The sequence below is a fragment of the Thioalkalivibrio sp. ALJ15 genome, assembly GCF_000383695.1.
Classification (GTDB): domain Bacteria; phylum Pseudomonadota; class Gammaproteobacteria; order Ectothiorhodospirales; family Ectothiorhodospiraceae; genus Thioalkalivibrio.
The window spans coordinates 461,992-485,362 of the sequence record NZ_KB912057.1 but is presented as its reverse complement, the minus strand read 5'-3'; the positions used below and the strand labels follow the sequence as shown (position 1 = coordinate 485,362).

The 23,371-nt window shown below is 68.1% G+C and carries 21 protein-coding genes; 16 read left to right on the top strand and 5 right to left on the bottom strand.

Annotated elements, in window-relative coordinates; genetic code table 11:
* Positions 1–12: 12 nt before the first annotated feature.
* The 3 genes from ispG to G015_RS0105895 all read right to left on the bottom strand — a co-directional run bounded on the left by ispG (position 13) and on the right by G015_RS0105895 (position 3,257).
* Positions 13–1,239 (bottom strand): flavodoxin-dependent (E)-4-hydroxy-3-methylbut-2-enyl-diphosphate synthase, encoded by a 1,227-nt coding sequence (ispG, locus tag G015_RS0105905; protein ID WP_020146306.1) that lies wholly within the window; start codon positions 1,237–1,239, stop codon positions 13–15.
* Between the two features lie 112 nt (positions 1,240–1,351).
* On the bottom strand, positions 1,352–2,446 hold the full coding sequence (locus G015_RS0105900; protein WP_019023956.1) for a hypothetical protein: 1,095 nt from the start codon (positions 2,444–2,446) through the stop codon (positions 1,352–1,354).
* Complete coding sequence (locus G015_RS0105895; protein WP_020146305.1) at positions 2,427–3,257, bottom strand: hypothetical protein; 831 nt, start codon at positions 3,255–3,257, stop codon at positions 2,427–2,429. The genes G015_RS0105900 and G015_RS0105895 overlap by 20 nt, the downstream gene beginning before the upstream one ends.
* A 107-nt stretch (positions 3,258–3,364) precedes the next feature.
* Here G015_RS0105895 and G015_RS0105890 point away from each other — a divergent pair, with 107 nt between their 5' ends.
* Together G015_RS0105890 and G015_RS0105885 are read left to right on the top strand one after the other, a co-directional pair.
* Positions 3,365–4,003: a TIGR02281 family clan AA aspartic protease gene (locus tag G015_RS0105890; protein WP_019023958.1), complete on the top strand. Its 639-nt coding sequence runs from the start codon at positions 3,365–3,367 to the stop codon at positions 4,001–4,003.
* A gap of 63 nt (positions 4,004–4,066) precedes the next feature.
* Positions 4,067–5,401 (top strand): MFS transporter, encoded by a 1,335-nt coding sequence (locus G015_RS0105885; RefSeq protein WP_019023959.1) that lies wholly within the window; start codon positions 4,067–4,069, stop codon positions 5,399–5,401.
* Between the two features lie 22 nt (positions 5,402–5,423).
* On the opposite strand, the gene G015_RS0105880 is transcribed toward G015_RS0105885, so the two are convergent.
* A complete protein-coding gene (locus tag G015_RS0105880) occupies positions 5,424–6,131 on the bottom strand; it encodes a MarC family protein (protein WP_020146304.1) in 708 nt (235 codons plus the stop codon).
* Positions 6,132–6,480: 349 nt separating this feature from the next.
* On the opposite strand from G015_RS0105880, the gene cysM reads away from it, so the two are divergent.
* From cysM to G015_RS0105830, 10 genes are all read left to right on the top strand, one after another.
* Positions 6,481–7,392 (top strand): cysteine synthase CysM, encoded by a 912-nt coding sequence (cysM, locus tag G015_RS0105875; protein WP_020146303.1) that lies wholly within the window; start codon positions 6,481–6,483, stop codon positions 7,390–7,392.
* Positions 7,389–8,195 (top strand): 3'-5' exonuclease, encoded by an 807-nt coding sequence (locus G015_RS0105870; protein ID WP_020146302.1) that lies wholly within the window; start codon positions 7,389–7,391, stop codon positions 8,193–8,195. The genes cysM and G015_RS0105870 overlap by 4 nt, the downstream gene beginning before the upstream one ends.
* Positions 8,195–9,523 carry a 23S rRNA (uracil(1939)-C(5))-methyltransferase RlmD gene (rlmD, locus tag G015_RS0105865; RefSeq protein ID WP_020146301.1) on the top strand — a complete coding sequence of 443 codons (1,329 nt, stop codon included), beginning with the start codon at positions 8,195–8,197 and terminating at the stop codon, positions 9,521–9,523. The genes G015_RS0105870 and rlmD overlap by 1 nt, the downstream gene beginning before the upstream one ends.
* A 35-nt stretch (positions 9,524–9,558) precedes the next feature.
* Positions 9,559–10,203 (top strand): MotA/TolQ/ExbB proton channel family protein, encoded by a 645-nt coding sequence (locus G015_RS0105860; RefSeq protein WP_020146300.1) that lies wholly within the window; start codon positions 9,559–9,561, stop codon positions 10,201–10,203.
* Entirely contained in the window at positions 10,200–10,625 is a 426-nt protein-coding gene (locus G015_RS0105855) for a biopolymer transporter ExbD (protein WP_020146299.1), read from the top strand. Before G015_RS0105860 ends, G015_RS0105855 begins: the two co-directional genes overlap by 4 nt.
* A 35-nt stretch (positions 10,626–10,660) precedes the next feature.
* Positions 10,661–11,800 (top strand): glycosyltransferase N-terminal domain-containing protein, encoded by a 1,140-nt coding sequence (locus G015_RS0105850; RefSeq protein WP_028490892.1) that lies wholly within the window; start codon positions 10,661–10,663, stop codon positions 11,798–11,800.
* A gap of 2 nt (positions 11,801–11,802) precedes the next feature.
* Entirely contained in the window at positions 11,803–12,828 is a 1,026-nt protein-coding gene (gene lpxK / locus G015_RS0105845; RefSeq protein WP_019023965.1) for a tetraacyldisaccharide 4'-kinase, read from the top strand.
* Between the two features lie 29 nt (positions 12,829–12,857).
* Complete coding sequence (locus tag G015_RS0105840; RefSeq protein WP_012982008.1) at positions 12,858–13,052, top strand: Trm112 family protein; 195 nt, start codon at positions 12,858–12,860, stop codon at positions 13,050–13,052.
* Between the two features lie 7 nt (positions 13,053–13,059).
* Complete coding sequence (kdsB, locus tag G015_RS0105835) at positions 13,060–13,827, top strand: 3-deoxy-manno-octulosonate cytidylyltransferase (RefSeq protein ID WP_019023966.1); 768 nt, start codon at positions 13,060–13,062, stop codon at positions 13,825–13,827.
* A gap of 201 nt (positions 13,828–14,028) precedes the next feature.
* Positions 14,029–15,930: a SurA N-terminal domain-containing protein gene (locus G015_RS0105830; protein WP_020146297.1), complete on the top strand. Its 1,902-nt coding sequence runs from the start codon at positions 14,029–14,031 to the stop codon at positions 15,928–15,930.
* A gap of 104 nt (positions 15,931–16,034) precedes the next feature.
* Here G015_RS0105830 and G015_RS0105825 read toward each other — a convergent pair whose 3' ends face one another.
* Complete coding sequence (locus G015_RS0105825; protein ID WP_018138759.1) at positions 16,035–16,841, bottom strand: enoyl-ACP reductase; 807 nt, start codon at positions 16,839–16,841, stop codon at positions 16,035–16,037.
* 372 nt (positions 16,842–17,213) lie between these two features.
* Here G015_RS0105825 and G015_RS0105820 point away from each other — a divergent pair, with 372 nt between their 5' ends.
* From G015_RS0105820 to G015_RS0105805, 4 genes are read left to right on the top strand one after another with little or no spacing between them, the layout of a single operon-like run.
* Positions 17,214–19,073, top strand: a complete 1,860-nt coding sequence (locus G015_RS0105820; RefSeq protein ID WP_019023968.1) for a peptide-binding protein — start codon at positions 17,214–17,216, stop codon at positions 19,071–19,073.
* Positions 19,074–19,118: 45 nt separating this feature from the next.
* Positions 19,119–20,498: an ABC transporter permease gene (locus G015_RS0105815; protein ID WP_020146296.1), complete on the top strand. Its 1,380-nt coding sequence runs from the start codon at positions 19,119–19,121 to the stop codon at positions 20,496–20,498.
* Positions 20,491–21,744: an ABC transporter permease gene (locus tag G015_RS0105810; RefSeq protein ID WP_019023970.1), complete on the top strand. Its 1,254-nt coding sequence runs from the start codon at positions 20,491–20,493 to the stop codon at positions 21,742–21,744. The genes G015_RS0105815 and G015_RS0105810 overlap by 8 nt, the downstream gene beginning before the upstream one ends.
* Before the next feature lie 3 nt (positions 21,745–21,747).
* Positions 21,748–23,367, top strand: a complete 1,620-nt coding sequence (locus tag G015_RS0105805; RefSeq protein ID WP_020146295.1) for an ABC transporter ATP-binding protein — start codon at positions 21,748–21,750, stop codon at positions 23,365–23,367.
* Positions 23,368–23,371: the final 4 nt, after the last annotated feature.

The window sequence follows — 23,371 nt, the reverse complement described above, 5'->3', positions numbered from 1 at the left end:
GATAGTGGTGCGTCAGGCGGTCTGGCCGTAGCGGCGTTCGATGTAGGCCTCGACGCGGGCCTGGAATTCCTCGGCGATGCGTTCGCCCTTGAGCGTCACGGTCTTCTCGCCGTCCTCGTAGACCGGGGCCACGGGTTGCTCGCCGGTGCCGGGGAGGGAGATGCCGATGTTGGCGTGCTTGCTCTCGCCGGGGCCGTTGACCACGCAGCCCATTACCGCGACGGTCATCTCCTCCACGCCCGGGTACTGTTGCTTCCAGTTGGGCATCTGCTGGCGGATGTAGGACTGGATGTCCTGTGCCAGGTGCTGGAAATACTCGCTGGAGGTGCGGCCGCAGCCGGGGCAGGCCACCACCGACGGCAGGAAGCTGCGCAGCCCCATGCTCTGCAGGATCTCCTGGGCGACCAGGACCTCCTTGGTTCGGTCGCCGCCGGGCTCCGGGGTCAGCGAAATACGGATGGTGTCGCCGATGCCCTGCTGCAGCAGCACGGCCAGGGCGGCGGTGGAGGCGACGATGCCCTTCGTGCCCATGCCGGCCTCGGTCAGCCCGAGGTGCAATGGGTAGTCGCAGCGCGCGGCCAGGTCCTGGTAGACGCTGATCAGCGGCTGCACGCCACTGACCTTGGCCGAGAGGATGATGCGGTCATGGGCCAGACCGATGCGTTCGGCCTCGGCCGCGCTCTCCAGTGCCGAGGCGATCAGCGCCTCCTGCATCACCGCCTCGGGTGCGGCCGGCTCGGCGCGCTGGCTGTTCTCGTCCATCATGCGTGCGAGCAGGGCCTGGTCCAGACTGCCCCAGTTCACGCCGATCCGCACCGGCTTGTCGTAGCGGATCGCGGTCTCGATCATCGCGGCGTACTGGGCGTCGCGCTTCGAACCACGGCCGACATTCCCGGGATTGATGCGCAGCTTGGCCAGCGCCTCGGCACACTCCGGGTACTTGGTCAGCAGCTTGTGCCCGTTGAAGTGGAAGTCCCCGACCAGCGGCACCTCCAGCCCCATGGCCTCCAGCCGTTCGCGGATCTCCGGCACCGCCTTCGCCGCGTCCTCGGAGTTGACCGTAATGCGCACGACCTCGGAGCCGGCGCGCGCCAGCTCCGCCACCTGCACGGCGGTGCGCAGCGCATCGGCGGTATCGGTGTTGGTCATCGACTGCACCATCACCGGGGAATCACCACCGACGGTGACAGGGCCGATGCGAACGGGGACAGTCTTGCGGCGGGTGGAGGTCGTGTTCATGTCGAGGCAGCGGGCGCGTCAATTCGGTGCGCGGAGTGTAACGCAGGCCCCGCTCGCTGCCGAGACGCCGCAGGCGCGCAGGGGTTGCCGGGGCTGCAACGGGTGCCGCGGTTCACGGATTCAGGGCCGCCTTCCACGGCTGAAAGGTCCGGTCGATCGCCTCACGGCTGGCCGAGTGGCGTGCCTCGACATGCTCGGCAATGGCCTGCTGCCAGGTCAGGCGGGTCTCGGTATGCAGGGCGTCCAGGGCCTCGTGCAGGGCGGCCTCGAGATCCTCGCGGTGGCGCGCCTCGTCGATGCGCAGCAGCACCCAGTCGGTCCCGACCCAGGCCGCGCCGGCGGCCACGATTCCGCAGCCGAGCGAGACCGGACCGCTCCAGGCGCAGACGCCTGCGCCCAGGGCCCCCGCGCGCCCGGCCCGGGTCAGTGCCGCACCGCCACTGCGCGCCACCTGGGCCGCCAGCCGGGCCTGGACCGCACGGGCGATCAGCGGGGTGGCCAGTCCCGTTCCGGCGGCGGCAGTGGCCGCCAGGCCCGCGCGCTGTTCCAGCCGGGCGAGATCCGCGTCCATTGCGCTGGCCAGTTGCTGGGCCCGCTCGATGCGCGCGTGCTGTTCGATCGGCGACTGCAGGGCCGCCGGCGTGGCGGGTACACGGGCGTCGGCCATCTCGCGTGTCAGGGCGATGCGCCAGGCATCGCGGACCTTGCGCTGATCCTCGTCCAGACCCCATTGCGCCCGTTCGGCCAGCGTCTGCAGGGGGCCGTCCCAGAGGTCTGCCGGCAGGAGCCGGTCGCGCAGGGCCCGCGTGGCCGCGTCGTCTTCGGCTGTGCCCAGCCACTGGGCGCCGCGGAGCAACAGGCGCTGATATTCCGCACCCAGCGAGAAGTACCAGTCCGCGACCTCGGGCACGCGGTCGTGCAGGATCTGGAAATGCTGGTCCAGCTTGTGATCAATACGGGTTTGCCACTGGGCTCGGACCTGTTCGTCACCGGCCTCCAGCCACTCCAGCGAGAAGCGCTCCAGGCGGCTCAGCCGGTCGCCGTCGAGCCGATAGCGCTCGCCCTCGAACTCCAGCTCGACATGCGCCTGGTCGTCCCACTGACGCGGCTCGTGGCGATCGACCTGGGCCAGGAACGCGGCCGCCGCAAGGGCGGTCAGCGCGAACCAGACCAAGGTCCGCAGGAGTCTACGGTTGCGCGGGGTCATCGCCGGGATCACGCGGCGGGAACAGCCCGTTGGCCAGCAGCAGGAAGCCGGCGGCCAGGAATGCCTGTTCGATCAGCAGCAGCGACCAGGCCACCAGCACCGGCAGAGGCTGGGCCCCAGGCGGCAGCCACTGCTGGCCAAGCCACAGGCGTAGCCCGTCCTGGGCCGCGGCCAGTTGCAGCCCGATCTCCAGCACCGCGCTGCGGGCCCCTTCGTGCTCCACCATGAACCAGATCACCTGTTCCAGCGAGGCGCCCGAAAGGTCCGGATACCAGCCACGCAGGGCCAGAACCAGCAACGCCAGCGTCAGCCCGCCGCCGGTGATCCACAAGGCGCCGCGCCGGGCCAGCTCCGGGGCCAGCCGCGGGTGCGCATGACCGGCGATCAGACGGGCAAAGGCGGCCTCCAGCAGGACCAGTGCCAGCGCGCCCGCGACCAGGATCGCCCACACCGCCGGAGTCTGGATGCGGGCCAGCGCCAGCACCAGCAGCCCGCCCAGCAGGGCGCCCACGAGCAGGTGGTGCAACGCCATCAGCGGGCCGCCGCGCAGGCGTTCGCTCCACGGGCTTTCCGCATCCAGGTAGCCGCGCAGGAAGGCGGCCCGGCGCAGACGGTGGCGGCGAAAGCCGCCGTAGCCGATCAGCAGGGTCGCCCCGATCCACAGGGCCAGGATTACCGCCTCGGGCGCCACGCGCAGGTTCAGGTGGAGCAGCCACAGCCCCATCAGCAGGAGCACCAGCGTGAACAGCTGGCGGGCGGCGTTGGCCGGCGCCCGGGTGGGCACCGCGGCGGCGAGGGCAGTGGCGGACATGCATGACTCCGCAAGGGATGTCTCCCGATGGTAGCAAGCGCAGGCGTCGCGCGATGCAGGGAGAAGCCGTTCTGGTACGGTTCAGGTGGTCAGGGTATAACCGGGGCATGCCACGCACCGCCGTGATCATCCTGCTTTGTCTGTTCGCCGCGCCGGTAGCGGCGGAGGACTGGCAGCTGCATGCCGTGTTCGGCAATCAGGTCGTATTGTCGGTCGACGGCGAGCGCGCGCTGGTCGGCGAGGGCGAGACCGGACCGGGCGGGGTGCGGGTGCTGCGCATCTCCGGCAGTGGCGCGGTGGTCGAGCGCGCCGGCGAGCGTCGTGAACTTCGGGTGGAAAGACGCCCCCGCGGCGCCGGTGCCCCCCAGGCCGACCGGCGTGGCGCCGGGGTTACCGTGCATCGGGATTCGGCGGGCGAGCACGCGGTCACCGGCGGGGTCAACGGCCACGCGGTGACCTTCGTGGTTGATCCCGAGGCCGAGTGGGTGTTGCTGCGCGAACGCGATGCCCGGCGCGCGGGTCTCGATCCGGATCGCGGGGAGTCGGTCCGTGTCGAACGCGCCCGTGGAAGGGTAGAGGGGCGTTCGTTGCGCGTTGACCGCCTGCAACTGGGGCATCTGGCCCGCGATGACGTCCCGGTGATTGTCCTGACGGACGAGGACCTGCCGCGCTCGCGTCTGGGCCAGGCGTTCCTGGATGCCTTCGAGGTCGAGTTCGACGGCGGGGCCTACACCATCCGGCCGTAAGCTCAAAAACTGCCGGGCGGATTCGCGTTAGGATGCCGCAAGTCCACCACTGCTGATCTCCCTATGCCGCTGATCCGGCGTCACCCCGTCGATGCCCCCGCCCCGCGCCGCGAGATCTTCGGCTGGGCGATGTTCGATTTTGCCAACCAGGCCTACACGCTGCTGATCATCACGGTGATCTTCGGCGATCTGTTCACCCGCATCATCGTCGGCGACGGGCCGGACTACCGGCTGGGCAATCTGCTGTGGAGCCTGGCCCTGGCGATCAGCTACGGGATGGTGGTGATCGCCGCCCCATTCGCCGGTGCGATCATGGATGCCACGGCCTCGCGCAAGCGCTTCCTGATGGCCTCCTGGATGCTGACCGTGGTTGCCACAGCGATGCTCTACTTCGTCGAGCCGGGGCTGGTGGTCTTCGGCATGGCGCTAATCATCGCCTCCAACTTTGGCTATGCGATTGGCGAATCCTTTATCGCCAGCTTCCTGCCGAGCCTCGGGCCGCCGGAGAAGCTCGGCTGGATCTCCGGGCTCGGCTGGGGCATGGGCTATGTCGGCGGGCTGATTGCCACCGCCTTTGCCCTGGGTCTGCTGGGCGATGTCAGCGAGGAGAACTTCGAGCGCATCCGCTGGGTGGGGCCGTTCGCCGCGGCCTTCTTCCTGATTTCCGCGATCCCGACCTTCCTGTTCCTGAAAGAGCGCGGCACGCGCCGGCGGATGCGTCGGCGGTTGCAACTGGGGTTGGGCTGGCGCCGCGTGCGCGAGGCGCTGGTCACCCTGGCTCAGCGCCGCGAGCTGCGTGCGCTGTATGTGTCCATCTTCTTCATGATGGCCGGGATCTACATCATCATCTCCTTCACCTTCATCTACGGCTCGCAGGTGATCCAGTGGGAGGAGTCCGTGCGCATCGCGATGTTCGTGATCACCCAGGTCACGGCGATCATCGGGGCGATCGGGTTTGGCTTCCTGATGGACCGCGTCGGGCCGGTGCGTATCTACCGCATCACCCTGGCGCTGTGGGCGCTGGCGGTGCTGGCGATCTTCGGTACCTCGGCCATTGCACAGTGGCTGAGCGCGTTGCTGGGCCAGCCCGTTGAGGCGCAGATGGTGTTTCTCGGGGTCGGGATCATTGCCGGGCTGTGTCTGGGGGCCGCGCAGTCGGCCGGGCGCGCGCTGGTGGGCATGATGGTGCCGGTCCGCGAGGCGGGGCGCTGGTTTGGCTTCTGGGCGCTGTCGGCGCGGGCGGCCGCGATCTTTGGCCTGGTCGGGATTGGCCTGCTGCAGGCCTGGCTGGGCCTGGCCAACGCCATCCTGTTCTGCCTGTTCCTGTTCGTGGCCGCCCTGCTGGCGTCGATTCCGGTGCATCTCGCTCGGCGCAACCGCGAGCCCGATACGGCCTGACCCGGAGGGCCGTTGCGGTGCCCTAATCGTGATCGCGCGCCGGCACGCGCGGGTCCTCCACCTCGTTCTCGTCCAGCATCTGCGTATCCAGCATGAACCCGATCGCGGCGTCGCTGATGCCGTTGATCACGAACTGCACGGCCAGCACCGCGAGGATCAGGCCGAAGACCTTGGTGAGGATGTCCTTCCCGGTGTCGCCCAGGTACTGGACGATATAGCGCGAGTAGACCATCGCGTAGTAGCAGGCGACCATGCAGGCCAGCACGCCGAGGAACACGAGTCCCGTGTGGTAGACGGTCGGGGCCTCGCTGGTCAGGATCATCACCGTGGCGATCGCACCCGGGCCGCTCATGAACGGGATCGCCAGCGGGATCACCGAGATGTCCTCGGTCACGTGCCCCTTGTCGGCCTTCACCTCTTCGGCGGTCTCCTTCTCGGTCGCCCCCTTCTGCCGGATCATGCCGATCGCGATGCCGAACAGGATGATCCCGCCGGCGATACGAAACGCCGCCAGGGTGATCCCGAACAGCTGGAAGATCACCCCGCCCAGCAGGGCGAAGGCGAACAGCAGGGAGGTGGCGACCTTCACCGAGCGCAGCGCGATCGCCCGGCGCTTCTCCTCCGAGGCGCGTGGCAGCATCGCCATGAAGATGAACGCGGTGGTCAGCGGGTTCACGATCACGAACACCGCCAGGAAGGTGACGACGAGGTATTCCAGCAGTACGAGCATGACTGGATCTTAGGCCGGAAGCCGGAAGGTTGCGAGATAAGCTTGCGCAGGCGGCCTGATCACACCGATCGCCACGGCACTGCGCGCCTCGCGATGACGGTGCCCTTTTGGTGTCATTGCGAGGAGCCAAGCGACGAAGCAATCGCCTGACGCTTGCGGGGCGCCCGAAATTCGGTTCCGGTGGTTCCGGACGGAAGTTGCCGCGCCCCCGGCGGAATCTCGCGATGACGGTGCCCCCTTCGCGTCATTGCGAGGAGCAGCGCGACGAAGCAATCTCCATGGGAAGCCCCGACGCCGGACCGTCGCGTGCATGGGCAGGGACAGGGCCCGGTCGTTATACTCTGCGCGCATGAAGAAACGCCTGCACCCTGAATCCTTCCCGACCCTCGAGCATTTTGTCGGCAATACGCCGCTGGTGCGCCTGCAGCGCATGGCGGCGGATCTGCCGTCCACCGTGCTGGTGAAGCTCGAGGGCAACAATCCCGCCGGTTCGGTCAAGGACCGGCCCGCACTGAACATGATCCAGGCGGCCGAGCGCCGCGGCGACATCCAGCCCGGCGATACCCTGATCGAGGCGACCAGCGGCAATACCGGCATCGCGCTGGCGATGGTCGCGGCGATGAAGGGCTATCGCATGATCCTGGTGATGCCGGACAACATGTCCGCCGAGCGCCGCGCCTCGATGAAGGCCTTTGGCGCCGAACTGGTGCTGGTCTCGCGCGAGGAGAGTATGGAGGGCGCGCGCGACCTGGCCGACCGCATGGAGGCCGAGGGCAAGGGCCGGGTGCTGAACCAGTTCGGCAACCCGGACAACCCCGAGGCCCACTACATCGGCACCGGCCCGGAGATCTGGCGCGACACCGAGGGTACGGTGACCCACTTCGTCTCGGCGATGGGGACCACCGGCACCATCATGGGCGTGTCGCGCTATCTGAAGGAGCGCGACCCGGAGGTGCAGATCGTCGGCGTGCAGCCCACCGAGGGATCGTCCATCCCCGGTATCCGGCGCTGGCCGGAGGCGTACCTGCCCACCATCTTCGAGGCCTCGCGGGTGGACCAGACCGTGGACGTGACCCAGGAGGAGGCCGAGGACACCATGCGCCGGCTGGCCGCCGAGGAGGGCATCTTCGCCGGGGTCTCGTCCGGGGGTTCCGTGGCCGCAGCCCTGAAGCTTGCGGCCGCGACCGAGGGCGGGACCTTCGTCGCGATCATCTGTGACCGCGGCGACCGCTACATCTCCACCGGCGTGTTCCCGTCATGAGTGCCCCGGTCCTGATCTTCGATCTCGAGACCGTCCCCGACATCGACGGCGCCCGGCGCCTGCACGACTTCGAGGGCCTGAGCGATCACGAGGTGGCCGAGGCGCTGTTCGCCCTGCGCCGCGCGCAAGCCGGCACGGAGTTCCTGAAGCACCCGCTGCACCGTATCGTCTCCATCGGCGTGCTCTACCAGGGGGGCGACGCGCTGAAACTCTCCGCCTTCGGGCGCGAGGGCGAGGATGGCCAGGCACCGACCGAGGCCGAGCTCCTGCGCCAGTTCTTCGATGTAATCGACAAGCGCACGCCGCAGCTGGTCAGCTGGAACGGCGGCGGCTTCGACCTGCCGGTGCTGCACTACCGCGCGCTGGTCAACGGTGTGCAGGCCCCGCGCTACTGGGAGCAGGGCGACGACGACCGCGAGTTTCGCTACAACAACTACCTGTCGCGCTTCCACTGGCGCCATGTGGACCTGATGGACGTGCTGGCCGGCTTCCAGGGCCGTGCAGTCACCAGCCTCGACATGATGGCGAGCCTGCTGGGCTTCCCCGGCAAGCTGGGCATGGATGGCTCGAAGGTCTGGCCGGCCTGGCGCGACGGCCGCGCCCGCGAGATCCACGACTACGTGGAGCACGACGTGCTGAACACCTATCTGGTCTGGCTGCGCTTCGAGTACATGCGCGGCAATCTGACCGACGCGGCCCTGGCCAGCCGGCAGCAGCAGCTGGCCGAGTACCTGGAGGCCAGCGGCGCGGCCCACCACCGGGAATTCCTCGACGCCTGGCAGCCGGCCGGACGCGCGGACTGATGGCACGCATCGACAAGACCCCCTTCGAGGCCACCATCGAGGAGGTCACGCTGGATGGCCAGGGCGTGATCCGCCGCGATGGCAAGGCCTGCTTCATCCACGGGGCGCTGAAGGGCGAGCGGGTGATGGCCCAGCAGACCGGGCGCAAGCGCCGCTTCGACAGCGCCGAGGTGGTCGAGGTGCTGGAGCCGGCCCCGGGCCGGGTCGAACCGCCCTGCGAGTTTTTCGGCCTGTGCGGCGGCTGCAAGCTGCAGCATGCCTCCATCGAGAACCAGCGTGCGATCAAGGAGCAGGCCCTGTTCGATGCCCTGGAGCGTATCGGCCACGTGACCCCGGAGGCCCGTTTCGAGCCGCTGACCGACACCACCCTCGGCTACCGCCGCACCGCGCGGCTGGGGGCGAAGTACGTGCCGAAGAAGGGCGGGGTGCTGGTTGGCTTTCGCGAGCGCGGCAGCCCGTATCTGGCCGAGATGGACCACTGCGAGGTGCTGCACCCGGCCGTGGGGCAGCGCATTCGGGCCCTGCGCGAGCTGATCGGCGGCCTCGAGGCGCGCGACCGCCTGCCGCAGATCGAGGTGGCGGTGGATGACGACGAGCGCGTGGCGCTGATCTTCCGCAACCTCGATCCGCTGTCCGAGGCGGACAGCGCGCGCCTGTCGGCCTGGGCGGAGGCCGAGGGCATTCAGGTGTACCTGCAGCCTGGCGGCCCGGAGACGGTGGAACCGCTGGCCGGGCCGATCGAGCCACTGGTCTATCGCCACCCGGACTACGGCGTGTCGGTCCCGTTCATGCCCACGGACTTCATCCAGGTGCATGCCGGCATCAACCGCAAGATGGTCCCGCAGGCGCTGGCCGCGCTGGACCTGCAGCCGGGCCAGCGGGTGCTGGATCTGTTCTGCGGGCTGGGCAACTTCACCCTGCCGCTGGCGCGCACGGTGCCCGAGGGCGAGGTGGTCGGTGTCGAGGTGGACGACGCGATGCTGGCACGGGCGCGCGCCAATGCCCGCGACCAGGGCATCGCCAACACCCGCTACGAACGCGCCGATCTGGATGACGTCGAGGCCCTGAAGAACGCCGCATGGCTGGCCGAACGCTACAACCGCGTACTGCTGGACCCGCCGCGTACCGGCGCGGCCGCGGTGATCGAGGCACTGGCGCCGCAGCGCATCGAGCGCATGGTCTATGTTTCCTGCAACCCGGCCACGCTCGCCCGTGACGCCGAGCGCCTGGTGCATCATCATGGCTATCGCCTGGAGCGGGCCGGGATCATGGACATGTTCCCGCATACCGCCCATGTGGAATCCATGGCCGTGTTCCGGCGCGACTGACGCGCCGGCCCGACGAGCCAAGAGGGAGAGACCGAATGCTGGAGATCGTACAGGCGGGCGGCTGGCTGATGCTGCCGATCCTGCTGTGTTCCGTACTCGCGGTGGCCATCGTTCTGGAACGCCTGTGGACGCTGCGGCGTTCGCGCGTGGTCCCGCCACGCCTGCTCGGCACGATCTGGGAACAGATGCGCATGAAGGGGCTGACCCTGGAGGACATCCAGCGCATCCGGGCCGGTTCGCCCCTGGGCGCCGTGCTGGCCGCCGGCCTGGCGACCCATGACCGCGCGCGCCAGATCACCCAGGAGAGCATCGAGGAGGCTGGCCGTCGGGTGGCCCACGAACTCGAGCGCTACATGAATACGCTCGGCACCATCGCGATGATTACCCCGCTGCTGGGCCTGCTCGGCACCGTGGTCGGGATGATCGAGGTGTTCACCGTGATCACCGAGATCGGCGTGGGCAGCCCGCGCGATCTGGCCGGGGGCATCTCCCAGGCCCTGATTACCACCGCCGCCGGCATCGGCGTGGCGATCCCGGCGCTGGCCTTCCACCGCTACTTCCGGGGCCGCATCGACGAGCTGGTGCTGGAGATGGAGCAGGAGGCGACCAAGCTGGTCGAAGTCATCCACGGCGAGCGGGATGCAACCGCCGCCACTCCGGAAGGCGGAGTCACCGCGTGAACTTTCGCAGGCCGCACCATGACGAGCCGGGCGTCAATCTGACGCCGCTGATCGATGTGGTGTTTCTGCTACTGATCTTCTTCATGGTCTCGACCACCTTCGATCAGCATGCCGACATCGAGCTGACCCTGCCGTCGGCCGACCGCGAGGCGGAGGTGGTCGAACGGGCCTGGCTGGATATCGTGGTGGATGCCAACGGCAACTACTTCGTCAACGGCCAGGAGCTGGTCAACCGCCGCGCCGAGACCCTGGAACGCGTGCTGTCCGAGGCGCGCGAGGGCCGCGAGGACGATCCCGTGCTGATCCGCGCCGATGCCAATACCTCGCACCAGTCGGTGGTGCGCGCGCTGGACGTGGTCGGGCGCCTGGGCATTACCTCTGTCTCGATCGCGACCCTGGGCGCGCGCGACGACGATGACTGATGGCGCGCGAGAAGATGCCGCCTTCGGGGCTGCGCATGGGGGATGAGGCGGCGGGCTACGGCGACCGCCCGCTGCCGGTCTGGCGTGCCGTCTGGCGCGACTATCGCCAGGGCAACGGGGCCCGGGCTCGGGCGCGCCGCGGTTTTCTGAGCCCGCCTGCCGAGCGCGGGCGTCTCGTCTGGATCAAGGCTGGCGGCACTCCCGAGGATGTACGTCTGGGCATCGAGCTGCTGGGGGCGGTGCGCGACAAGCGTCAGGACGTGCGTATCGTGTTGACCTTCGAGCAGGATTACCCCGAGCTGTTCGAGCGCCACATGCAGCCTTTCAAGAAGGTCGGAGTGGGCTATGGCCCCTGCGATCGCCCGCGCGTGGTGCGCCGTGTCCTGGATCGCTTCCAGCCCCACGGCATCCTCCTGGCCGGGGGCGATGCCCCGCGCAGCCTGCTGGCGCAGGCCCGATGCCCGGTGGTGGTGGTCAATACCCGTACCCCCACGTGGAAACCCGCGCGGCCAGTGGACCAGTATTGGCCCCTGAACACATCCACGAGCTGGGCCAAGGATGCTGTGGCCGACACACTGCCGGTCGCCGATCCCCAGGCGCGCTTCGTCGAGGCCCAGGCGGACGTGGTCCTGCGCGCCCTGGTGGGCGGGGAGGTGCAGCGGCTGTGGTGGTGGCATGGACGTGACGACCAGTGGTCGGCGTGGCGTGCGGCCTGGGAGGCTTCCGGCATGGGGGCGACCGATATCCTGCTGGCCAGTCGCCGGGGCGGGGCGGCGGCGACTGCGCGCGATCTCCCGGGGGCCGGGCTGCGGGTCTCGGACTGGGATCGCTCGGCGCTGGCGCCGGGGGGCATCCTGCATCTGGATGACCGGCGCTGGTTTGCGGCCGCCGCCAGCGCCGCGCATGCGGTACACCTGGCCGCGCCCGACCGTCAGGCCCTCTGGCAGGGGCTGGCGGGGGGCGCGGCCGTGAGTCTGGGGGAGGCGCCGGCCACCGAGGTGCCATGCCCGGTGCTGGAGGACTCCGCCGCCGTGCTGGAGGCCTGGGCGCGCCTGCGGGACGACCCCGCCACCCGGCGCCAGCAGGGCGATGCGGCCCGGCGGCGCTTCTGGGAGGAGCGCCGGCAGGTGGATGCCAACTTCGATGCCGTGCTGCGGCGGGTCTGGGACTGGTAGCCATGGGCCGGTTCAAGGCGTGGCTGGGCGCCCGAATCTGGGATCAGTGGTGTCAGCGCGGGCCGTTCGCGGCGGCGATGTACCCGCTGTCGCTGGCCTATGCCGGGGCGGTGGAGTGGAATCGCCATCGTCTGGAGCAGGCCCGGCGGGGCATCACGATCCCGGCCAAGGCGGTGATCGTGGTCGGCAACCTGACGGTGGGTGGCAGCGGCAAGACCCCGATGACCATCTGGCTGGCGAAGCGCCTGGCGGATGCCGGGTATCGTCCGGGTATCGTCAGCCGGGGCTACGGCGGGCGTGGGGATGTCGCGGGGATTCGAGTGACCCCGCTGTCCGACCCCGTGGTGGTCGGGGACGAACCCCTGCTGATTGCACAGCGCACCGGGGTCCCGGTGCAGGTCGACCGCGATCGTGTGCGCGGGGCGCGGGCGCTGACGGACCAGGGCGTGGATGTGGTGATTGCCGACGACGGGATGCAGCATCACCGCCTGCCGCGTGACATCACCATCCTGATGATCGACGGCAAGCGCCGGCTGGGGAATGGCCTGTGTCTGCCGTCCGGGCCGTTGCGCGAGCCGAAGACCGCGCGGGAGCGGGCGGACTTCGTGCTGGTGACCGGGGGCGAGCCCGGCCCCGGCGAGTTCGCGATGGAGCTGGTGCCGTCCAGCCGTCTGCAGCGCGTGGATGGGCATGGCGAGGGTTACAAGCCGCATCGCTTTGCCCGTCGCGATGCCCATGCGGTCGCCGGCATCGCCGACCCGGAGCGCTTCTTTCGCATGCTCGAGGCGGCCCAGATCGACATCATCCGCCACCCGTTTCCGGATCATCACCGCTTTCGTCCGCACCAGATCCGCTTCGGTGACGGGCTGCCGGTTCTGATGACCGAGAAGGATGCCGTAAAATGCCGGGCGTTCGCGCAGGAGAATCACTGGTACTGGCCGATTGCGGCCCGCGTGCCGTCCGCCTTCGAGTCGGCTTTGCTGGCCCGTCTGGAGACGGTCGCCCGAATCAAGAAGACGCTGATCTGACCGCGTCGCAACTACTATTGGGGTATTAAATGGACAAGCGTCTGCTCGATATTCTCGTCTGCCCGGTGACCAAGGGCCCGCTCAAGTACGACCGCGAGAACCAGGAACTGATCTCCGTCTCCGCCGGTCTCGCCTATCCGATCCGCGACGAAATCCCGGTGATGCTGGAGGACGAGGCCCGCGCCCTGTCGGACGAGGAAAAGGAGCGCTGGCGCGACGCCTGAGCGTTCCATGGCCGCCTTCCATGTCGTGATCCCGGCCCGGATGGCTTCCAGTCGGCTGCCGGGCAAGCCGCTGGCGGCTGTCGCCGGGCGCCCGCTAATCGCGCATGTGATCGCCCGGGCGAAGGAGAGCCGGGCCTCGCGCGTGATCGTCGCGGCGGACGACGAGCGTATCCTCGATGTCGCGCACCAGTGCGGGGTCGAGGCCTTTGCCACCGATCCCAACCTGCCCTCCGGTACCGACCGCATCGCGGCGGTGGCTGCCGCCGAGGGCTGGGGCGACGAGTCCATCGTGGTCAATCTGCAGGGTGACGAGCCGCTGACCCCGGGGCCGCTGCTGGATGACCTGGCCCGCCTGCTGGCCGACGCGTCGGAAGCGGACATGGCGACCTTCGGCGTCCCGATCCGCCGCCCAGAGGACCTGGCCGACCCGAACCAGGTGAAGCTGGTCACCGATGCGTCGGGGCGCGCCCTGTATTTCTCGCGTGCCCCGATCCCCTGGGATCGCGAGGCCCATCGGGAAGGCCGTGCCCCGGCGCTGGATCAGGCGACCCGGCATCTTGGCGTCTATGCCTACCGTGCCGGCTTTCTGCGTCGCATGAGTGCCGAGCCACCCGCCGCCCTGGAACAGCTGGAGCAGCTCGAGCAGCTGCGGGCCCTGGCCATGGGTGCCTGGATCCAGGTCGGCCGTCGCGGCGAGGCGCATCCGCCGGGTGTCGATACCCCGGAGGACCTCGACCGAGTGGATGCCCTGCTGTCGGGGCGTACCCGCGTCTAGGGAGCCACTGATCGAATCGCGCGCAAAAGCGACTTGCGCGCTAACGTGCGATTCGATCAGTGTCTCCCTGGTGAGCGAATTTCCCGGCTTCGGCCGGGGGCTGGCGCAGACGCGGGGCGCCGCTCCTGCTACCATCGCTGATTGATTCTGAAACCCCCGGCACCAAGCGCCGGGGCGACCCCGGAGCACGCAGAGACCACCATGCTGCAAGCAATTCGCGACCGGGCGAGCGGCTGGCTCGCCTATGTGATTATCGGCCTGATTACCATCCCCTTTGCTGTCTGGGGGCTCGGGGAATATTTCGGTGGCTCCGGCCCGCTCGTCGCGGCCGAGGTCAACGGGACCGATATCCAGGTGCGCGACGTGCACAACGAGGCGCGCGCACAGCGGGACCAGATGGCCCGCATGTTTGGTGGCCAGATCCCGGATGACCTGCTCGACGAGGAGGGCATTCGCATGCAGGCGCTGGAGACCCTGATTCGCCAGGAACTGCTGCGCCAGGCAGCCGACTCGGCGGGCTTCAAGGCCGCAGGGGACAGCATCTCGCGCGAGATCCGCGGGATGCCCGTATTCCAGGAAGGTGGCCAGTTCAGTCGCGAGCGCTATGCGCAGTTGCTCAATGCGCAGCGTCTGAGCCCGTCGGACTTCGAGCGCGACATCGGCCGGTCGATCACCCTGTCGCAGCTCCAGGGCGGCATCCAGGCCACGGGCTTCCCGGCGGATGCAGTGGTGGATGACTTCAGCCGCCTGCGCAACCAGACGCGTGTCGCCAGCTGGCGCATCTTCCCGGTCGATGATTTCGACCAGCCGGACGTGGTCGACGACGAGGCGATCGAGGCCTATTACGAGGCCAATCAGGACGATTTCACCACCGAAGAGCGGGTGCGTATCGCCTACCTGCAGCTCGACCCCGAGGCACTGGAAGACGCGGTGGATGTGTCCGAGGACGATATTCGCCAGCACTACGAGGTGAACCGCAGCCGCTACGAAGAACCGGAGCTGCGCGAAGTGCGCCAGATCCGGATTCAGGATACCGGCGAGGAAGGCGAGGCGAAGATCAACGAACTGCGCGATCGCCTGGACGACGGCGAGGACTTTGCCGAGCTGGCCGAAGCGTATTCCGAGGACAGCCTCAGTGCCGACCGTGGCGGCAGCCTCGGCGAGATCGCCCGCGGCGACCTGGATCGCACGCTCGAGACCATCATCTTCACGCTGCCGGAGGGGCTGATCAGCCGCCCGGTGCGTACTGACCGGGGCTGGTTCATCCTCGAGGTGACGTCTATCCAGGAGGCCCGCCCGCAACCGTTCGAGGACGTGCGGGACGAGGTTGAACGCGATCTGCGCGACCGCAGCGCCGAACAGATGCAGATCGACGCCCTGGATGACCTGATGGGGCAGGCCGCCGAATACCCGGACAGCCTGGAGCCGGCTTCCGAGGCTACCCGTCTGGAGATCCAGACCAGCGACTGGTTTACCCGCGGCTCCGGCGACGGCATCGCCCAGCACCGTTCGATCCGCAATGCGGCCTTCGATCCACGCGTGCTGGAGGATGGTCACAACAGCGAGGCGATCGACCTGCAGGATGGCTCGACTGTCGTGCTGCGAATCGAGGAGCACGAGCCGTCCGAGGTCCGTCCGCTGGCCGAGGTCGAGGACGAGATCCGCGAGCGTCTGCGGCGCGAGGCTGCCGCCGAAGCCGCCCGCGAAGCGGGTGAGGAGTTGATCGCGCGGCTGCGTGACGCCGACGACTGGGCGGGTGCCATCGAGGATGACGACGCCTGGCAGATGGAGCGCGAGGTGCGCCGGGATTCGCCGGTAGATGGCGATAACGGCGTGCCCGGTGGCTTGCAGCAGCACCTGTTCCGCCTGTCGGCCCCGGGCGAGGACGCCGTCGAGATCAGCGGCACTCGGCTGGGGACTGGCGACTTCGCCGTCGCGATCCTGCACGAAGTGCGGCTCGACGAGCAGGAGGCGGATGCGGCGATGCGCCAGCAGGCCCGCGAACTGATGCGCAATGCCTATGCCAGCGCCGAGTTCCGTGCCTATCTGGCCTGGCTGGAATCCGAGGCGGATATCAAGCGTTATCCGGAGAACCTGGACTAGTCGCGCCCAACGGGCGGTTCACCGGAACCGCCGAACGTAAAAAGGCCCGGCCCGCTTTCGCGGACCGGGCCTTTTTCGTGGGTCGCGTACCCGGCTAGGGGAGCTTAACTATCCTTGTCGAGCCCAATCTCGGCAGCGCCCAGGCCGACGGTGTTGTAGCCCGAGTCGACGTACATCACCTCGCCAGTGATCCCGGAGGCCAGGTCGGAGCAGAGGAAGGCCCCGGCATTGCCGACCTGTTCGGTGGTCACGTTGCGGCGCAGCGGCGCGTTCGCCTCGACGTGGTCGAGGATGCGCTTGAACTCGCCGATGCCCGAGGCGGCCAGCGTGCGGATCGGACCGGCGGAGATCGCATTCACGCGAGTGGTTTCCGGGCCCAGGGTGTAGGCGAGATAGCGGACATTGGCCTCGAGACTGGCCTTGGCCAGACCCATCACGTTGTAGTTCGGCATGGAGCGTTCGGCGCCGAGGTAGCTCAGGGTCAGGATGGAGGCGTCGCGGTCCTTCATCATGCCGCGACCGGCCTTGGCCAGGGCCGCCAGGCTGTAGGAGCTGACATCGTGGGCGATGCGGAAGCCGTCGCGGGTCATGTTGTCGAGAAAATCGCCGTCCAGTTGCTCCTTCGGGGCGAAGGCGACCGAGTGCACCAGGATATCGACGCCGTCCCAGTAATCGTCCAGACGCTCGAAGACCTGCTCGATCTCGCGGTCGTCCTCGACGTTGCAGGGCACGAGGATGTCGGAGTCGAAATCGGCGACCAGCTTCTCCACACGGTCGCGCAACCGTTCGTTCTGATAGGTGAACGCGAGCTCGGCGCCCTCGCGATGCATGGCCGAGGCAATGCCGTAGGCGATGGAGCGGTTACTGGCCACGCCGACAATCAGCGCGCGCTTGCCCTTCAGAAAACCCATGTGAATCTCCTTGAATCTGGTTCGTGTCGGCGCCCTTGAAAGGGGCCGCCCCGTGGCGGCCGGACCGGGCGGGAACCCAGTGCCGACGCGACTGTCTCGGGATCATACCGATGTGCCGCGGGTCGGGCCAGCTAGGGGAACACTGACCAATGTACACGCTCGCGCTCGAGTCGCCTTTGTGTGTGAACGAGGCGCGGTGACTGCCGTGCAGTCATTCTGCACAGGGGTGCCAACGCGAGTGTGTACATTGGTCAGTGTTCCCCTGCACCCGGTGAGAGCGGCGGGCGGGATTGCTATAGTGCGCGAAGTGCGGTCTGCATCGTTTGTCCCTGGGGAGCGCGGACGTCGGTGCCACTCAAGAGCGGAGGCCTTGTGAGTCGTCATTTTGGTTGGATTGTCACCCTGATCGTGCTGGGCATCCTGTTGTTGCTGGTCATGGTGCAGGTGGATCGCCAGTGGCAGCGCATGGCCGCCATGCAGAACATGATGAGCGAGCAGGCGCGCGACCTGCGGGCACTGCGCCGCAGTCTGCAGAGTCTCGAGTCCGATCTGGCCTCGGGGCGTTTCACCACTGGGGACGGCGAGCGCGCACCTCGGGTCGCGGAGGTCCCCTCGGCATTCGAGCGGGCGGCCGAGGCGGCGGGGCGTGATGATTATGCCGAGGGCGACTGGCTGGTGCAGGCCTTCGGTACGGGGCTGGCGACGATCACACCCTATGTCTCCAGCGACGCCTATGCCGCTGACGTACAGAACTACGTGCTGGAATCGCTGGTGCAGCGCCATCCGGAGACCCTGGACTGGCAGGGCTTGCTGGCCGCGTCCTGGGACTTCGATGAATCCGGTCAGGAGCTGACCTTCCAGCTGCGTCCTGGCCTGCAGTTCTCCGACGGCGAGCCGCTGACCGCGGAGGACGTGGAGTTCACCTTCAACTTCCTGATGACCGATGCGATCGCGGTGCCGCGCGCGCGGGCCTTCCTGGAGAAGGTCGAGAAGGTGGAGGCGGTGGACGAGCGTACCGTCGTGTTCACCTTCGAGGAGCCGTATTTTGACGCCTTGCGGGTCGCCGGTGGGCTGAACGTCCTGCCAAAGCATTTCTACGAGCGCTACCTCGACGAGCCCGAGACGTTCAACGAGTCGCGCGGGATTCTGCTGGGATCCGGCCCCTACCGGCTCGAGGACCCGACCGGCTGGACGCCGGATGCCGGGCGGATCGAACTGGAGCGCAATCCGCGCTACTGGGGGCCGGTGGAGCCCTCGTTTGACCGGCTCGTCTGGCGCGTGATCCAGAATGACAGCGCGCGCCTGACGACCTTCCGCAACCGCGACATCGACGTCTACGGGGCCCGGCCGCGCGAATACGCCCGGCTGCGCGATGACGAGGCCCTGCGTGAACGCGCGGATACCCACGAATACATGAGCCCGACCGCGGGCTATTCCTATATCGGCTGGAACCAGAAGCGCGATGGCGAGCCGACCCGCTTTGCCGATCCCCGCGTGCGCCGGGCGATGAGCTATCTGACGGATGTCGATCGCCTGATCGAGCAGGTGATGCTGGGCTATGCCGAGCGCGCGATCAGCCCGTTCAGCCCACGCAGCGACCAGCACAACCCCGACCTCGAACACATCCCCTTTGATGTCGAACGCGCGCTGGAGCTGCTGGCCGAGGCCGGCTACTCCGAGAAGAACCGCGACGGGGTGCTGATCAATGAGGACGGCGAGCCGTTCTCGTTCGACCTGGTGTACTTCCAGGACAACGAGGACACCCGCCGTATCGCCTTGTTCCTGCGCGATCTGTATGCCCGCGCCGGGGTTCATATGCGGCCGCAGCCAACCGAGTGGTCGGTGATGCTGGAGAAGCTCAGCCGCCAGGACTTCGATGCCATTACCCTGGGCTGGACCAGCGGCGTGGAGGTGGACATCTACCAGATGTTCCACTCCAGCCAGACGGTCTCTGGTGGTGACAATTTCATCAACTACGAAAACCCCGAGCTGGATGCCGTGATCGAGGCCGCGCGCGGCGAGGTGGACGAAGACAAGCGCATGGAGCACTGGCGCGAGGCCGAGCGGATCCTGGTGGAGGATCAGCCGTATACCTTCCTGATGCGGCGCCAGACCCTTGCCTTCATCGACCGGCGTATCCAGAACCTGGAACAGACGGCACTCGGCCTGAACCTCGGGTTCGTGCCGGTGGAGATCTACGTCCCGTTTGACCAGCAGCGGTACGGGCAGTAGCCGCATGCCAACCGGGGCCGGAGTGCCAGAGAACCCGCGCACGCCATGCTGACCTACATCCTGCGCCGCCTGATGCTGATGGTGCCGACGCTGTTCGGCATCACGATCGTGGTCTTTGCCGTGATGGCGGCCGCGCCCGGTGGCATCAGCGCACTGACCCTGATCGAGGGGCAGGGGCTGGAGCCGCAGGCGCAAAAGGCGATGGAGGAGTACTACAACCGCCTCTATGGCCTGGACCAGCCGCCGCCGGTGCAGTACGGGCGCTGGTTGAACAACATCTCGCCGGTGGGCTTTGCCCAGGACGAGGACGGCTCGCTGACCGGCTGGCCGAAGCTGAAGGCCCCCAATCTCGGGACCAGTTTCCGCTTTGGCCGCCCGGTTTCCGATCTGATTGCCGAACGCCTGCCGATCACCCTGCTGTTGAATGTGCTGTCCATACCACTGATCTACATCGTGGCGGTGGCCGTCGGGGTGCGGGCAGCCACCCAGCAGGGGCAGGCCTTCGATTCCCAGTCCGGGGTGGTGCTGCTGGCCCTTTGGTCGGTGCCCACAATGCTGGCGGGCGTGCTGCTGATCGGTTTCTTTGCCTCCGATCAGTTCTGGCAATGGTTTCCGACCGGGGGCTTGAGCCAGCGGGCGGCGCTGGACATGACTTTCCTGCCGACGGTGGAGGTGGCCTGGGCCATACCGCTGCTGCTGGTGCTGCCGTTTCTGGGGGCGGCGCTCGGTATTTATCTGGCGCGCTACCTGCCGGCGCTGATCCGGGGCGGGCTCGGTGCGGCTGTCGGGGCCTTCTGCGGCTGGCTGATGTTCAGTGACCTGGCCCCGGCGGGCTGGATCAGTACGACGGTTGCCATGGCGACCGGTGTGGTGCTGGGCTGGCTGATGGCGCACAGTGACTGGGGCGTGCTGCGTGGCTTCTACCTGGGCACGGTGGGCCTGGCCGCGGGGTTCGCGATAGCGCTGGGCCTGGCGCCGGGCAGCATGGTCCCGGGTTTCCTGCTCGATCGCGCCTGGCACCTGGTGCTGCCGGTGTTGTGCCTGTCCTATGGAGGGCTCGCCTTCCTGGCCAAACTCTCGCGTTCGTCCGTGCTGGAGAACCTGAACTCGGACTATGCCCGCACCGCGCGTGCCAAGGGCGTGCCCGAGCACGAGGTGCTGTGGCGGCATGTGTTCCGCAACAGTCTGTTACCGCTGATCACCGTCTCGGCCACCCTGCTGCCGTCGCTGCTGGCCGGCTCGGTGATCGTGGAGGCAATCTTCTCGATCGACGGGATGGGCAAGCTCGCGGTGGAGGCGGTGCAGACCCGCGACCGTGAACTGGTGCTGTCGATCACCCTGATCTCCGGCGTGCTGACCCTGGTTGGCTATCTACTGGCGGACCTGGCCTATGCCATTGTCGACCCGCGGGTGAGCTATGACTGAGTCGGTACAGCAGGTCGAGGGCCGTCGCAGCCGCTCCTGGGCACGTCGTGTGGTCGGAGAGGTGCTGTTGCGCTGGGGGGCGCGGCTGGGGATCGGCTGGATCGCGCTGCTGACGCTGGTCGCGATCCTGGCGCCCGTGCTGGCCAGCTCGCACCCGCTGCTGGTGCAGACGGCGGACGGCTGGTCCATGCCGTTTCTGCGCTACCTGACCGCGGCGGATGTCACGCTGTTCGGGATGCTGGTGCTGGCGGGCGTGTTCTGGCTGCTGCCCGGCCGGCCCTGGCGGCGCTTTGTACTCTGGGGAGTGCTGAGCGCGATTCTGGGGGCGGTCGCCTGGCAGACGGTCTCGGCCCCCTCGCTGGTGATCTACGAGCAGTACCGCGAGGCCGAGGCGCAGGGCGAATACCAGACCGTGATCCGAGCGCCGATCCCGTATTCGCCGCGCGACTACCTGCGGGATTACGCGGACACCGGGCTCGAGGCCCCGCGCGAGTCCCCCGATCGCGTGCACTGGTTCGGTACCGACGACAACGGCGCGGACGCGCTCTCGCGCATGATCCATGCCTCGCGCATCGCCCTGTCCATCGGCTTCATCGCCACCGGGATCGCACTTGGGATCGGGGTGATACTGGGCGGGTTGATGGGCTATTTCTCGGGGATCGTGGACATCATCGGTATGCGCCTGGTAGAGATCTTCGAGGCCATCCCGACGCTGTTCCTGCTGCTGACCTTCGTCGCCTTCTTCGGGCGCTCGCTGTACCTGATGATGCTGATCATCGGCCTGACGTCGTGGTCCGGCTATGCGCGTTATGTGCGCGCCGAGTTCCTGCGCCTGCGCCAGCAGGACTTCGTGCAGGGGGCGATCGCCTCCGGGCTGTCGCTGCCCTCGATCCTGTTCCGCCATATGCTGCCCAACGGGATCGCGCCGATCCTGGTGGCGGCCAGCTTTGGCGTGGCCTCCGCGATCCTCGCCGAGGCCACGCTGTCGTTCCTGGGCCTGGGGCTGGTGGACGAGCCCTCCTGGGGGCAGATGCTGAACCAGGCGGTGCAGAGTTCCACCTTCAATTGGTGGATGGCGGCCTTCCCGGGGGGCGCGATCTTCCTGACTGTGTTCGCCTACAACCTGATTGGCGAGGCCCTGCGCGATGCGGTGGACCCGCACTCGCGCTCGGCCGCGAAGGCGGCCAGCCATGCCGCGCCGGCCCGCCCGGCCGCCTCGGGTGCCACCAGCGGGGGGGTGCGCTAGGCCATGCTCGAGGTGCGCAACCTCCGCATTCGCCATCGCGACAGCGAGGCGCCGCTGGTCGAGGACATCAGCTTCTCGATCCGCGCAGGCGAGCTGTTCGCGCTGGTGGGCGAGTCCGGGTCCGGCAAGTCGATCACGGCGCTGGCGATCATGCGGCTGCTGGACGGGGGCTTCGAGCCCTCCACGGGTGAGGTCTGGCTGGCCGAGCACGGGACCCGGCAGGAACTGCTGGGCCTGCCGGACCGCGTGATGCAGCAGGTGCGCGGGGATCGAGTGGGCATGATCTTCCAGGAACCGATGACCTCGCTGAACCCGGTGCTGACTGTGGGCGACCAGATCGACGAGGTCCTGCGCCTGCATCGCCCGCAGATGACCCCGGCCGAGCGCGAGGTGCGGGTGCTCGAGGTGCTGCGCGAGGTCCAGCTGCCGAACCCGGAACAGCGGCGTCACGACTATCCGCACAAGCTTTCCGGGGGGCAACGTCAGCGCGTGATGATCGCGATGGCGCTGGTGGCGGAGCCGGATCTGCTGATTGCCGACGAGCCGACCACCGCGCTGGATGTGACCATCCAGGCCGAGATCCTGAAGCTGATTGATCAGCTGCGCGAAAAGAACGGGATGGCCGTGCTGCTGATCACGCATGATTTTGGGGTGGTCGCCTCGGTGGCGGATCGCGTGGCGGTGATGCACAAGGGCCGGCTGGTGGAGCAGGGCGAGTGTCATCCCTTGTTACGCGATCCACAGGATGCCTACACACGCAAGCTGATCGGGGCCCTGCCGGAGAACCTGCCGGCCTTGCCCTCCGTGCCGGGAGCCGGGCGCGAGACGCTGCTGGACGTGCGCGACCTGCAGGTCCACTTCCCGGTGCTGAAGGGCTTGATGCGTCGCCAGGTGGATGTCGTGCGTGCAGTGGACGGTGTGTCGTTCCAACTCGAAAACGGTGAGGTGCTGGCGGTCGTGGGGGAGTCCGGCTGTGGCAAGACGACGCTGGGCCGCGCGATACTGCGCCTGATCGAACCCACCGGCGGCGAGATCCGCTATCGCGACCAGCCGCTGACCGGGATGCCGCGCAAGCCTTTGCGGCGTCTGCGTCGTCACCTGCAGGTGGTATTCCAGGACCCGGCCTCGTCGCTGAACCCGCGCCTGAACGTGATGACCCTGCTGACCGAACCGATGGCCGTCCACGGGATCGGCGAGGATCAGGAAGATCGCATCGAACGCGCCCGGGCGACCCTGGACCAGGTCGCGCTGCCGCCGGATACGCTGTGGCGCTATCCGCACGAGTTCTCGGGCGGCCAGCGTCAGCGCATCGGCATCGCCCGGGCCCTGGTGCTGGACCCGGACGTGATCATCTGCGACGAGGTGACCAGCGCGCTGGATGTCTCGGTGCAGGCGGAGGTCCTGCAGATCCTCGGCCGACTGCGGGTCGAGCGCCGCCTGGCGCTGATCTTCATCACTCACGACATGGGCGTGGTCGAGTATTTCTCCGACCGCATGCTGGTGATGCACGACGGCCGCATGGAGGAGATCGGCAACACGGCCGAGGTGCTGGCCAATCCGCGTGCCGACTACACCCGGCACCTGCTGGACGCGGTGCCCCGGGTCTCGCGCTACGTGCAGTAACGCT